The sequence below is a fragment of the Vreelandella zhaodongensis genome, assembly GCF_013415115.1.
Classification (GTDB): Bacteria; Pseudomonadota; Gammaproteobacteria; order Pseudomonadales; family Halomonadaceae; genus Vreelandella; species Vreelandella zhaodongensis.
On record NZ_JACCDD010000002.1, the window covers coordinates 171,430 to 183,961 of the forward strand.

Below are 12,532 nucleotides of genomic sequence, written 5' to 3' on the forward strand. Positions count from 1 at the left end.
CCTATACTGGCCTTAACGAATGCTGGAGGCCGCTATGGATTATCAACACTACCGCACCGCCCTTGCCGAGACCCTGGCTCAAAGTGAACTGCCCTTTGCGCCCACCGAATACCAAACACGCCTCGACAAGGTGCGCCATGCCATGGCGCAGCGCGGGTTAGATGCATTGCTGCTGACTGACCCTGCCGATATTAACTACCTGACCGGCTATCACACCTTTGAGGTATCGGTACACGCCTGCTTAGTGTGCACACCTACACAGTTGGTGTTGCAGGTGGCATCTATTGAAACAGGGGCGGCGGTGGTCACTGCCCGAGTGGATGAGATCATCGGTTACCGATGGGAAAACCTGGATGAGATCATCACGCCGCTAGCGGACTTACTCACCTCTTGCAAGCACATTGGCATCGATGGCTGGAGCAGCGGCCTGCGTGTTGGCGTGATGGACGCACTAACCACCTCAGTGGGCAAAGAACACTTCTGCGAAGCAGGTGACCTACTGGATACGGTTCGCATTGTGAAAAGTAGCGCCGAACTTGAAATGCTCAGCGAAAGTGCACGAATCACTGCTGCAGGTTTAGAGGCTGCGATGGCCGCTATTCGCCCAGGCATGACCGATAACGATATTGCTGCCATCGGTGCTAAAGCACTGCTCGAGAACGGCAGCGAGTTCATGAGTTTGCAGCCTATCGTGACCAGCGGGCACCGCATCGGGGTGATTCACGTTAACCATAAGCGCCGCGTCATACAGCCCAATGAACCGATATTTTTAGAATTCGGTGCCGCTTACCAGCGCTATACCGCCCCGATGATGCGTACCGCCGTGACTGGAAAACCTAGTGCTGAATTAACCGCTACCCGCGACCTGTGCCGTTCGCTGTTCGAGTCGCTGTGCAGCTATATGAAACCGGGCAACACCTTTGATGATGCCGCTAAGGCGGCAGATGCACTGCTGGCACCCACCCGCGATCAGCTCTTCTTCTCGGGGGTGTTTGGCTACGCCGTGGGCGCACAGTTTCCCCCTAGCTGGGTTGAAGGCACCGGCTATATTGCCCAAGGTCTGCATCGTCCATTCGAAGAGAACATGGTCTTTCACCTGCCGCTTTGCCTGCGCGTTCCTGGTCAGTGGGGCGTAGGGCTAAGCGATACCGTAGTGGTTACCCAGCACGGCGCCGAGCCACTCACCAACAACGATTGGCAGCTCTATCAGGCAACGGATAAGTAACGGGTAAATAACGCATAGATAACCACGCTAATAGCCCAGGATTGACAGTACGATTAACCAGCGCTATCGTCACATAAGATGCAAATGAGAAACACTATCTTTTCTCATTTATCTGAGGTAGCCGTTATTTGAGGTGGGGTAAGCACGATGACTAGTGAGCAGCGCCAGCTTCGCCAAACGTTGATATTTTTGCGCACGTCTTTCGAAGCGGTGCAGCACTCTATTGCTGGTCGGCTGGATGACCCGCTACCCTGCTGGCTAGACACCAGTATGCTCACCCTGCTGTCACGGGAGCTGACCCGCTGCAGCCAGCAAGCGAAGCCTCTCTTCGCCCCTCCCGTCACCGAGCAAATATTCATCGCCTCTCAGCAGTGCGACTTACTCCTCAAGCAGTGCCCTGGCGTGCTAAGTAGCGCTGCTTGCCACCGCCAGCTGAGCGCCATCATGCTGGCGCTGACCAACGCTATTGAACAGATCAATACGCCAGCCAAGCGCCGCTGGCCTTGGCAGAGAGCCTAAGCAGCCTGCCAGCCCCGCCTTAGAGCACAGGGGCCAGGAGATACGCTCCCCGAGCGGCTACTCGATGCCAGAGCGGCTTATCATCAAGCTCCTCTGGCTGCATCTGCCGAGCTCGCGAGAAGTCCGCTTTGAACATCGAATCAACCTCGGCGGCAAAGCCAGGGTCCATCACAAGCGCCGTGACTTCGAAGTTGAGACGAAAAGAACGGTTGTCGAGATTAACGGTCCCTACCCCAGCACCGATGTCGTCAACCAGGAAGGCCTTTCCATGAAGGAAACCCTCCTCATAGCGATAGACCTCAACCCCTGCATTAAGCAGCGAATCGAGAAAAGCATAGGCAGCAAAATAGGTCAGCAGATTATCTGGACGCTCAGGGATTAGGATTTTTACCTCTACACCGCTTAGCGCCGCTAGCTTAAGCATAGATAGCACCCCCTCATCTGGAACAAAGTACGGGCTGGATATCCAGATACGCTCATGCGCGGCGTGGATCGCCTGTTGAATCATCAGGCTGGCGGTCTCAAAACGGTCTGCAGGTCCACTCGGAAGAATTAATACCGGTGTACCATGTCCACTTGGGACCACCGGTGACCAGGGAAGCTCGGGCAGTTCCTCGGTCGCCCAGTACCAATCTTCGAGAAATACCAGTTGCAGCGCCAGGGCCGCAGGCCCCTCGATCATCAGGTGGGTGTCACGCCATGGGCCGATTCGCGGGTGGCCTTTCAGGTACTCATCGCCGACATTGAGCCCGCCGACCCAGGCCCTTTCCCCATCGGCCACCACGATTTTGCGGTGGTTGCGAAAGTTGAGCTGGAAGCGATTGCCCGCCCCCCGCGTGGAGTGAAAGCGATGCACTCGCACACCCGCCTCTTCCAGCGTCTGGAGATAGCGGTTCGGCAACGCATAGCTGCCGATTTCATCGTATAGAAAGAAGACCTCCACTCCCTCCTTGGCCTTCTCGATCAGCCGTGCTTGCAGCTCCAATCCCACTTCATCAGCCCGCACGATATAAAACTGCACCAGCAGATAGCGCTCAGCGGCCTCAATACCGGCAAACAAGCTCTCGAAGGTCTGCTCACCGTCGATCAGTAGCTTTACTCGGTTACCACCGAGAAAAGGCAGCTTGGCCAACTGTTCCACACCCAACAGATGTTTGTCAGCATGTGCGGCCGAAACCCCATGAGCGCGCAATTCTGCCAATTTCTCGGCCAGTGCCTGCCCCAGTACCGAGTTCTCGTCGCGCCGTGCCGAGACATAGCCCTGGAACCTCGCTCGGCCGAACACCCAGTAGGCCGGAACCGCCACATAGGGCAATGTGTTTAGTGAAACGATCCAGGCCACCGCCCCCTGAGAGGTACGGCTCGACATCATCGCATCAAGTGATGAAATAAGGCCTATCAGGTGGGCGATGCCCACCAACAATAGTAGCTTTCGCCAGGGACGAGGTTTTAGCCTCTCTCTCTTGTTGCCCATATATCTCCCATACCTCCCGACAGGGAGAGCAATAGCCTCTGACTCAGCCGATACGGATTGTCGCCATCATTCCCAGCTCCTCGTGTTCGATGATGTGGCAGTGGAACAGCCAGTCGCCGGGTTCTCGGAAGACTAGGCGCAGCTTCATGCGTTGATAGGGCGCCAAGTTGACAGTGTCTTTCCAGGCCAGCCAAGGCGCCTCGCGCCAATCAGCGTCGGCATCGCGGGTCGCTATCACCTGGAAATGAGTTCCGTGCACGTGAAAGGGGTGGTCCATGTGAGAGTTATTGAAGACTTCCCACTCCTCCACCTCGCCGACCTGGCCTTCGAACAAGACCTCGTCCATGGCAAAGGCACGGCCGTTGATCAGGAAATCCACCCCGGGCCGAACCGCGCCATCATCGTCGCTAGTGTGGCTCGCCCCATGCCTCGGCCTATGGGTCCCGTGATGACTGTCACTACCTCCGTGGCTGGCATGCGGATCACCACTCGCCTCATTATGATCGCCATGATCTGGCATCACCTCGGTCAGTTCCACTCGACGTCTCACCGCTGGTTCGCCCAGGGGTTCGATATGGGACAAGGGGTCAGGTAACGCGACGGCGGGGTATACTCCAGCGTTAAGGGTATGAATCGATAATAGCGGAGCAATCTCGTCCAGATGGGCCGGTTGAGCCCCCATCCAACCACGTGCATAGGGATGACTCGCCAGTTCAAAACTCCTTTCAGATTTCTCGCTTATCCGTACTAGCAGATCGACTCGCTCACCCGGGGTGATCAACAACTCCTCGAGTGGCTGCGGCCGTTCGATCAGCCCACCGTCAGTGCCGATTAGGGTCAGTTCGTGATCTTCCAGGCGTAGCCGTAAGTAGCGGCCAGCACAGGCATTGATCAGCCGCAGGCGCAGAGTTGTGCCGGGTGCAATATCGAGGCGCGGCTCACGCTGACCATTGACCAGCAGCAACTCGCCCTCGCGACCATTCATCCAGTCCTCGGCGGTATGCGGTGCAACCTCGCCTTCCGTGGTCAGGCGTAGGTCGCTGACCACTAACAGATGCTCCTCCACCTCTACCGGCAGCACGTCTAGCCGAGGCTTGACCAACAATGCACCCGCTAAGCCATGAGCTACCTGTCGAGCAGTGCCTTCATGCGGGTGGGGATGGAACCAGTGTAACCCTGCACTCCCCCTATGAAGGATATAGCGATAATGTCGTGACTCACCTGATGCGACAGCGTCCCAAGGAGCTCCATCTTGGGCCTGGGGGACTGGCACCCCATGCCAATGCAGCGTGGTTTCCTGAGCAAGCTCATTCATTAGGGTAATGTCCAGCTCATCCCCCTCGCGCACTTCAATCAGCGGTGCCACTTTTCCATTGTAGAGCCACAACTTTGCCTCCAGCCCATCGCCCATTGGCACCGCATGGGCAGCTGGGGTTAACACACTGCGAAAGCGCCCAACCTGATCACTCAAATTTACAATCCGAGGCAGTGGCTGAAGGGGCTGCCCTGCAGGAATGCTAGCGTTATCTAGCAGAGCTGTTGGTAACGTCTGGCTATGTCGTCCAGCCAACGCGTGAACCAATAGGCCAGATCCTGAGAGGGCAAGACCACCCAGGGTAGTGTAGCGAAGGAATTCGCGGCGTTTCATAAGTATTCCTCGTGATTGAAACCATCATCATGGCCCGCTACAAACGAGCGGAACGTTCAGCGATGAAGGGTTAAACGCGAGGAGGACGTTCAAGGGGGGCGCGATGGGCCGGTAACCAGTTAACTAAGTAACAAGGCAAGGCAGGCATAGCAGAGGTTACGTCTTCGATGGGCATGGCCAAATTTGCCGCGCATTGAGCACAGGGCATGCCGCACTCTGGTGCATGAGAAGTATCGTGGTCACCACCACTGACCACCCCATTAAGCTCAGCTGCCCCACTTGCTTGATCAACTCCAGTGACCAGGCAAGGTGTATTTTCATGATAATCAATCGCCATGACCGTTATCGGCTGCGCTAAGGCAAAGCCTAGCAGCACGCAAAGAAGCCATTTAAAAGCGGAACCAGTCATGAGGAAGGCGTTATCACTATGGGGTCGAAGACATGAAGAGTATTTCATGGCGAAGTAGTCACAAGCAACCCAAGTGCAGCATGCAGGTTAGCGAATCACTGAATTGATACACGTCAATAAACTGTCTTGTTTTACGTCCTGATGCGCCTGAGGCATGCCTAAACGTTATATCAAAAATTGACCTACGTGCTGCACATAGCATCAATACTTAAGACAAAAGCGCTTTTATACATAGCACTTCCCAATATGAGCCTACCGAGAAAGGAGAACGATCATGACTATCCGCAAGCAAACCCTCACCATTGGCTTGGTTCTGGTACTGAGTATCAGTGGTACCAGCACTGCCTTGGCCCAAGGTATGCCAGGCAGCCACTCCGGCCAGGGAAGCGGCATGATGGGCGGCGGCCAAGGAGGTATGGGATTCGGCATAATGAGTGGCGGGATAATGCCCTGCCCGATGATGGGTGGAGCCGGTATGGGTATGCCGCAGGAGATGCTCGACTCAGAGCAGCGCAGCGAGATGCGCAAGCTGATGCAGGAACACCGCCCCGCCCAGTTCGAGCGCAAGGGCCGCCTAATGAACCTGCGCGACGACCTGATGGCCGAGATGCATAGCGAACGCCCCGACCCCGAGGCCGTTCAGGCGAAACATAGTCGGATGGCCGAGCTACACGGCGAAATGATGGCCGAGATGGTGCGCATGCGTAATGCCATGCATGACCTCATGACCGACGAGCAGCGCCAGCAACTTCAGCAAGCCACACTAGAGAGTGACGTCGATCCCGACAACCACGACGCCCATCACTGAATCGCTTCGATAGAAACGCCAGAGCACCCGAGCAGCCACAGAGCGGCTACACCCGCAGGAGGCGTGCGATGAACGATTCGCCACCGAACACGATTACCCTGACGGTACCCGGCATGGGCAGCGACCACTGTGCCGGTATCGTGCGCAAGACACTAGAACGCCTTGATGGCGTAGATAAGATCCAGATCAATATTGCCAACCACCACGTCAGTATCACCATTGAAGCAGGCGGCCCGGACAGCAGCGCACTCAAAAGCGCCGTGGAAGGTGCTGGCTACGACGTAGCTGCCGTACAGAGCGATGATACGGAGGGCAGCGACAGCGACGCCGAGATCGAAGAGGCCTACCTTTCTCAGGCTCGCAAACGGCTGATCATCGCCGCGCTACCCACCACCCTGATCATGCTGCTGATGATACCGCACATGTTCTGGCAGCCAATCCCCGGCTATCTGGCGATTGTCGCCCTACTGGCCTTTCCAGTGGTGTTTCTTTATGGCGGTATCGCCACCCACAAATCAACCTGGCGCTCGCTGAAGAACCGCACCTTCAACATGGATGTGTTGATCTCCATGGGCAGCCTTCCCCCCTATTTGATCGGTTTGGTTGGCTTTATTACGCCCATGACCTCGTTCATCGAGATGGCCGCTACCATCATGACTTTTCACCTACTCGGCCGTTACCTAGAGGCCCTAGCCAAGGGGCGCGCCTCCCAGGCCATCCGCCGCCTGATGACATTGGGTGCCAAGACGGCTCGCGTGGAACGCGATGGCGAGGAAGTCGAAGTGCCGGTCAAGGAGCTGGCTCCAGGCGATATCATGATCGTTCGGCCGGGCGATAAAATCCCCACAGACGGCGAGGTGGTCGAGGGCGAAAGTCATCTTGACGAGTCCATTGCCACAGGCGAGTCAATACCAGTCTACAAAAGCGCTGGTGACAGCGTGATCGGTGCCACCATTAATAAGGAGGGACGCTTGCGCGTGAAAGCCACGCGAGTCGGCGGCGATACATTTCTCTCCCAGGTGGTCAAGCTCATCGACCAAGCCCAGGGTTCCCGGGTGCCTATCCAGGAGTTCGCCGACCGCATGACCGGCCGCTTTGTGCCAGCGGTTCTGGCTATCGCCCTGGTGAGCCTGGTCACCTGGGCAGTATTCCCGGACACCCTGCGGCCGATCCTCGAATGGGGATCCACATTCTTGCCCTGGGTTAACCCTGAAGCCGCCACCCCGGTGCTGGCGATCCTTGCCGCCATTGCTGTGCTGGTCATCGCCTGCCCCTGCGCTCTGGGCCTAGCCACGCCCACTGCGCTGATGGTGGGCTCAGGTATCGGTGCCGAACGCGGCATCCTGATCCGTTCCGGCGAAGCAATCCAGACCTTCAAGGATGTCAAAGTGATAGTGCTCGACAAGACCGGCACCATTACCCGCGGTGAGCCAAAACTCACCGATGCCATCGTTGCGGTAGGAATTGAGGAGTCGCGCTTGCTCACCCTTGCAGCGAGTGTTGAGAACGCTTCGGAACACCCCATCGCCCGTGCCATCGTCGACGGTGCTCGAGAACGTGACATCAAAATCCAGGACGTCAGCGAGTTTCGTTCAACAGGTGCGCGTGGTGTCTCAGGCAAGGTTGGCGACGAAGCGGTGCTAATCGGCAACCGCCGATTGCTGGAAGAGGAAGGCGTGTCTGACTTAGAGGCACTCGATGAGGCCATGAAGAAGCTTGAGAACAAGGGGCGCACCGTGGTTATTGTCGCTGCTGACGGCCAAGCCCTGGGCCTGGTGGCGGTGGCCGATACGCTTAAGGAGCAATCAGTAGAAGCCATTCGCGGCATGCACGCGTTGGGCTTGCACGTGGTGATGATTACCGGCGATAACGAACGCGCTGCTCATGCCGTGGCCGATGAGGTTGGCATCGACGAAGTCCAGGCCGGGGTGTTGCCGGAGGGTAAGGTGGATGCCATCCGTGCCCTACAGGAAAAACACGGCAACCACGTCGCAATGGTTGGCGATGGCATAAATGACGCCCCCGCCCTCACCCAAGCCAACGTCGGCATCGCTATCGGTGCTGGGGCAGACGTGGCCATCGAAGCCGCCGACGTGACGCTGGTACGCGGCGAACTGACCGCCGTGGTAGACGCCATGCACCTCAGCCGCGCCACCTACGGCAAGATCGTCCAGAACTTAATCTGGGCCAGCGCTTATAACGTGGCGGCGATTCCCATCGCTGCTATCGGCCTGTTGCACCCGATGGTTGGTGTTATAGCCATGACGGCAAGCTCTCTGTCGGTGATCGGCAACTCGTTGTTACTAAAGCGACGCTTCACCCGCGAGAGCCCACAAGGAGTCCTCCGATGAACCGGCTTCGCCACTGGATGATGACCACCTGTTTGGTGCTAATGGGGGTGGCCATGCTGATCGTGCTGTGGCGTGGCAACCCTTTCGGCAGCAGTACCTGGTTGCTGCTCGTGCCTATGGGGCTCTGCCTAGTGCTGCATTTCTATTTGCATCGCCACAGTCAGGATAACGATGATTGAGCGGCCCTTCCTCACAGCTCTCACAAGCAGCTCGTAGGGATAAATAACCTGAATCAATAGCAAGTGCTTTAAAAGATCGCTTCGCACGGGAAGGTGGACGCAACCCCTTTGCTTTACCTTTACCCACCTCATTCCATGGCTGCGCTGTATTGGTCAACAATGACTTGGCTGGCACTTACTTGGTTAGCATTTAATAGTAAACTGGTCTATTCTATTCGCCGCAATGTAATTGACCGTTTCCAAAAGGAGTTTGCCCATGGCGTATGCAACGCTTTTCAGCCCTCTGCAGCTGGGTAGTTTATCCATCCCGAACCGCGTGATCATGGCGCCTCTGACCCGCTCGCGCACCCCAGACAGCGTGCCGGGCACCTTGCAGGAAGCCTATTACGGCCAGCGGGCAGGCGCCGGTCTGATTATTAGTGAAGCAACCAACATCTCTCCCACTGCCAAGGGTTATGTGTATACGCCAGGCATTTGGACGGATGAACAAGAGGCAGGATGGAAAGGCGTTGTCGATGCAGTACATGCCAAAGGTGGCCGTATCGCGCTGCAGCTGTGGCACGTTGGGCGCGTGTCCCATGAAATGGTGCAGCCGGATGGTCAACAGCCCGTGGCCCCTAGCGCGTTAAAGGGGGAAGGCGCTCAGTGCTTTGTTGAGTTTGAAGACGGGACGGCTGGCCAGCACCCTACCAGCACACCCCGCGCACTGGAAACCGATGAGATCCCCGGCATTGTTGATGACTACCGCCAAGCGGCGGTTCGCGCCAAACGCGCAGGCTTCGATATGGTGGAAGTCCACGCGGCTAACGCTTATCTACTAAATCAGTTCCTGGCCACCGGTACTAACCAGCGCACCGACCAGTATGGCGGCTCGTTGGAAAACCGGGCTCGCTTCCCGCTAGAAGTCGTGGATGCAGTCACTGAGGTGTTCGGTGCAGAGCGCGTGGGCATTCGCTTGACGCCCTTTATCGAACTGTTTGGCCTAACGGATGATGAGCCTGAAGCCATGGCCTTCTATCTGGCAGAGCAGCTTTCCAAACGCGGCTTGGCCTACCTGCACTTAAACGAGCCTAACTGGATCGGTGGCGACATCACCTTCCCTGATGGCTTTCGTGAGCAAATGCGTGAGCGCTTTAACGGCAGTCTGATTTACTGCGGCAACTACGACGCAGAACGCGCGGAAATACGGATTAACCAAAACACCACCGATGCGGTGGCCTTTGGCCGCCCTTATATCGCCAACCCCGATTTGCCGGAACGCTTCCGAGTAAATGCACCACTCACTGAGCCGAACCATGAAACGTTCTACGGTGGTGATGAAAAGGGCTACACCGATTATCCGTTTATGAATAACGGCTACGATCGTATGGGCTAACAGTCTTGTGCTCCCCCCAGCTGATGAGCTGGGGGAAGTGTAGCTATACGCGGGGCTGTTGCTGGGTAATACAGTGTATGTTGCCCCCACCAAGCAGTATTTCACGGGCAGGCACGCCAATGACGCGCTTCGTAGGAAAGAGTGCCGAGAGTATGCTTTCCGCTTCGCCGTCGTGACGAGGGTCTAACAACGGCATCACCACAACGGAATTGCCTATATAAAAGTTCACATAAGACCCCGCCATTCGGTCTCCTGGCAGCCTAGGGTGTGAACTGTTGAGACGGTCTAAACCACTGGCTTCATCCTCGGCAATATAGAGTGGGCCAGGTATCGGTAGCTTATGAACCGTTAGCTGCCGGCCTTTGGCATCCGTTGCATTTTCCAGCACGCTTAACGCTTCTCTCGAGATAATCCCTTGGGGATCCTGCTCATCATCACACCACGTCAACGCGACTTGCCCAGGTGCAATGAAACAGCACAGGTTGTCTACGTGGCCATCGGTCTCGTCTAGATAACATCCACGGGGGAGCCAAATAACTTTACTAATTCCCAAATACTCCTGAAGCCAGCGCTCAATGGTTTCTCGGTCCATATCTGGGTTGCGGTTGGGGTTCAGCAAACACTCTTCTGTCGTGATCAGGGTTCCTTCACCATCCACATGTATTGCCCCGCCTTCCAGAACAAGAGGGGCTTCAAAACGCTGGATACCCAGCATTTCACTGATCTTGCAACGGATACGCCTATCCTTATCCCAGGGAAAGTAGAGCCCTTCTTTCAAACCGCCCCAGGCATTAAACTCCCAGTCAATCAGGGCAAGATGCCCATCGGGGTGAGTCACAAAGGTAGGCCCTACATCACGCATCCAGGCATCGTTACTGGACAACTCGACCACACGAATATGGGCAGGAAGCTGGTTACGGGCATTTTCATACTGCTCATCATTAACACCCACGAAGACGGTTTCACTTTCGGCAATCGCAATAGCCACGTCAGCAAACGCTTGCTGCGCAGGCTTGGCACCATAGCGCCATGTATCAGGGCGTTGCGGCCACAACATCCAGCACGCTTCATGGGGTGCAAACTCAGCAGGCATCGAGTAGCCAAGAGACGCTGGCGTTACCAGCTCACTATTTTGAGAAGGAGCCCCACGTTGTGGGGCTGACACTGTCTGTTTCATAGGTGACCTACCAACATAAAAATGCCTGCAGCAATAGAGGCTGCAATCAGCACATAGGGAAGCTGAGTCAGCGCATGGGCCATTGGCGAGCAACCCGCTCCCTGGGCAGAAAGCACCGTTGAGTCACCATAAAAGCACGCATGGCTTCCAAAAGCACTGGCGGATATTAAAGCACCCACAACGAGGGGCATATGGGCATCCATACCACTGGCTAGCGGTAGTACGATGGGCATTGCAATAATAAATATTCCCCAAAAGGAACCGGTAGCAAAGGCCAGAAACGCCATGGTAATAAACACGACGGCCGGTAGCATGCTGGCTGTCATTAAGGGTTCTACTGTCGCGATGACAAAACCTGTCAACCCAAGCAAGTCATTCACTTCTTTCAAAACGAACCCCGCCACCAAGGTTCCTAGTGGCATAATCATCGCTTTAAAGCCATCGAGCGCAGTATCGAACGTATCGTTAAAGCTTAAGAGTTTTTGAACTGCTATTAATACTAAGGTGACGACAAGCGCGACAATAACGCCCCGTAAAATATCGATTTCAAAGTACCAGGTAAAGAAAATCAGCGTCGCTATGGGGAGTAAGAAGTTGATTAAGTGAGGGTGTTTAGTGCACTCATTGCCCACTTCAAGGGCATTCTCTTCTACCCCTTCTGGCTGGGGTTGGCCACCCGCCGCTCTGGCCTCGGCAGCACGCATCGGTCCCAAGTTGGGAATCCAGCCCATTGCAACCATGGGCACCAACGCAGCTGCCACCCAAGCGTAGAACATAAACGGTATTGCCTCGATGTACAGACCCATTCCATTGCCTGCAACATTGTTGTCTTCAAGTAACCCCGCAAAGAAAACAGCCCAGGTTGAAAAAGGTACAAGAATACAGATTGGCGCTGCCGTGGAGTCAACGATATACGCTAACTTCTCCCGTGATACATTAAAGCGATCTGTCACCTTTTTCATAGAGGCGCTGATCGTTAATGCATTAAGATAATCATCAACAAAGATGATCAAGCCCAACACCCAAGTTGCTAAAAGGCTCTGGCGCCGAGAATGAATGCGCTTCGTAATCGCATTACCAAAGCTTAAAACACCCCCCATTTTCACGAGGAGTGCAATTAAACTACCAAAAAGCCCACAGACTAGAATAATCCAGGTAACTGTGTCATTGGCGAGTACATCCAATAGGATATCCGAGCCTTGAGTGACAATGTCGAGAGGCTGATACATTAATAGCCCGACGATGGCACCCGCAAGGAGTGACTCGATAGTACGTCTGGTAACAATCGCCATTACCAAGACAACCAGGGTAGGTATTAGGCTTAGAACTCCATAATCTTCCATGGGTCGTGTCTCTTTATCGTTGTA

At 55.6% G+C, this 12,532-nt stretch carries 11 protein-coding genes; 6 read left to right on the forward strand and 5 right to left on the reverse strand.

All coding sequences use genetic code 11. The features are described 5' to 3' along the window. The first annotated feature begins 34 nt into the window (after window positions 1-34). Together HZS79_RS04260 and HZS79_RS04265 are read left to right on the forward strand one after the other, a co-directional pair. On the forward strand, window positions 35-1,225 hold the full coding sequence (locus HZS79_RS04260) for a M24 family metallopeptidase (RefSeq protein WP_179927136.1): 1,191 nt from the start codon (window positions 35-37) through the stop codon (window positions 1,223-1,225). A 147-nt stretch (window positions 1,226-1,372) separates the two neighbouring features. After that, a complete protein-coding gene (locus HZS79_RS04265) occupies window positions 1,373-1,744 on the forward strand; it encodes a hypothetical protein (protein WP_162217083.1) in 372 nt (123 codons plus the stop codon). A gap of 19 nt (window positions 1,745-1,763) precedes the next feature. Here the strand turns inward: HZS79_RS04265 and cls are convergent, their stop codons facing one another. The 3 genes from cls to HZS79_RS04280 form a co-directional block, all read right to left on the reverse strand. Then, window positions 1,764-3,218 carry a cardiolipin synthase gene (gene cls / locus HZS79_RS04270; protein ID WP_179927137.1) on the reverse strand — a complete coding sequence of 485 codons (1,455 nt, stop codon included), beginning with the start codon at window positions 3,216-3,218 and terminating at the stop codon, window positions 1,764-1,766. 43 nt (window positions 3,219-3,261) lie between these two features. Beyond that, on the reverse strand, window positions 3,262-4,866 hold the full coding sequence (locus HZS79_RS04275) for a multicopper oxidase family protein (protein WP_179927138.1): 1,605 nt from the start codon (window positions 4,864-4,866) through the stop codon (window positions 3,262-3,264). Between the two features lie 70 nt (window positions 4,867-4,936). Beyond that, window positions 4,937-5,275: a hypothetical protein gene (locus tag HZS79_RS04280; protein WP_162217079.1), complete on the reverse strand. Its 339-nt coding sequence runs from the start codon at window positions 5,273-5,275 to the stop codon at window positions 4,937-4,939. A gap of 274 nt (window positions 5,276-5,549) precedes the next feature. Here HZS79_RS04280 and HZS79_RS04285 point away from each other — a divergent pair, with 274 nt between their 5' ends. From HZS79_RS04285 to HZS79_RS04300, 4 genes are all read left to right on the forward strand, one after another. Beyond that, window positions 5,550-6,083, forward strand: coding sequence for a Spy/CpxP family protein refolding chaperone (locus tag HZS79_RS04285; protein ID WP_162217078.1), 534 nt, complete (start codon window positions 5,550-5,552; stop codon window positions 6,081-6,083). Between the two features lie 68 nt (window positions 6,084-6,151). After that, window positions 6,152-8,434 carry a heavy metal translocating P-type ATPase gene (locus HZS79_RS04290; RefSeq protein ID WP_179927139.1) on the forward strand — a complete coding sequence of 761 codons (2,283 nt, stop codon included), beginning with the start codon at window positions 6,152-6,154 and terminating at the stop codon, window positions 8,432-8,434. After that, a complete protein-coding gene (locus HZS79_RS04295; protein WP_162217076.1) occupies window positions 8,431-8,613 on the forward strand; it encodes a hypothetical protein in 183 nt (60 codons plus the stop codon). The genes HZS79_RS04290 and HZS79_RS04295 overlap by 4 nt, the downstream gene beginning before the upstream one ends. 256 nt (window positions 8,614-8,869) lie before the next feature. Further along, window positions 8,870-9,988 (forward strand): alkene reductase, encoded by a 1,119-nt coding sequence (locus HZS79_RS04300; RefSeq protein ID WP_162217075.1) that lies wholly within the window; start codon window positions 8,870-8,872, stop codon window positions 9,986-9,988. A gap of 43 nt (window positions 9,989-10,031) precedes the next feature. Here the strand turns inward: HZS79_RS04300 and aguA are convergent, their stop codons facing one another. Both aguA and HZS79_RS04310 read right to left on the reverse strand, forming a co-directional pair. Continuing rightward, a complete protein-coding gene (aguA, locus tag HZS79_RS04305) occupies window positions 10,032-11,165 on the reverse strand; it encodes an agmatine deiminase (protein ID WP_162217074.1) in 1,134 nt (377 codons plus the stop codon). Then, window positions 11,162-12,508: a Na+/H+ antiporter NhaC family protein gene (locus HZS79_RS04310; RefSeq protein ID WP_162217073.1), complete on the reverse strand. Its 1,347-nt coding sequence runs from the start codon at window positions 12,506-12,508 to the stop codon at window positions 11,162-11,164. The genes aguA and HZS79_RS04310 overlap by 4 nt, the downstream gene beginning before the upstream one ends. Window positions 12,509-12,532 lie beyond the last annotated feature (24 nt).

Bases quoted from the DNA above. Each gene is read 5' to 3' on its own strand.
- HZS79_RS04260 (WP_179927136.1), top strand. From the start codon at position 35: ATGGATTATCAACACTACCGCACCGCCCTTGCCGAGACCCTGGCTCAA.
- aguA (WP_162217074.1), bottom strand. From the start codon at position 11,165: ATGAAACAGACAGTGTCAGCCCCACAACGTGGGGCTCCTTCTCAAAAT.
- cls (WP_179927137.1), bottom strand. From the start codon at position 3,218: ATGGGCAACAAGAGAGAGAGGCTAAAACCTCGTCCCTGGCGAAAGCTA.
- HZS79_RS04280 (WP_162217079.1), bottom strand. From the start codon at position 5,275: ATGACTGGTTCCGCTTTTAAATGGCTTCTTTGCGTGCTGCTAGGCTTT.
- HZS79_RS04275 (WP_179927138.1), bottom strand. From the start codon at position 4,866: ATGAAACGCCGCGAATTCCTTCGCTACACTACCCTGGGTGGTCTTGCC.
- HZS79_RS04265 (WP_162217083.1), top strand. From the start codon at position 1,373: ATGACTAGTGAGCAGCGCCAGCTTCGCCAAACGTTGATATTTTTGCGC.
- HZS79_RS04285 (WP_162217078.1), top strand. From the start codon at position 5,550: ATGACTATCCGCAAGCAAACCCTCACCATTGGCTTGGTTCTGGTACTG.
- HZS79_RS04295 (WP_162217076.1), top strand. From the start codon at position 8,431: ATGAACCGGCTTCGCCACTGGATGATGACCACCTGTTTGGTGCTAATG.
- HZS79_RS04310 (WP_162217073.1), bottom strand. From the start codon at position 12,508: ATGGAAGATTATGGAGTTCTAAGCCTAATACCTACCCTGGTTGTCTTG.
- HZS79_RS04300 (WP_162217075.1), top strand. From the start codon at position 8,870: ATGGCGTATGCAACGCTTTTCAGCCCTCTGCAGCTGGGTAGTTTATCC.
- HZS79_RS04290 (WP_179927139.1), top strand. From the start codon at position 6,152: ATGAACGATTCGCCACCGAACACGATTACCCTGACGGTACCCGGCATG.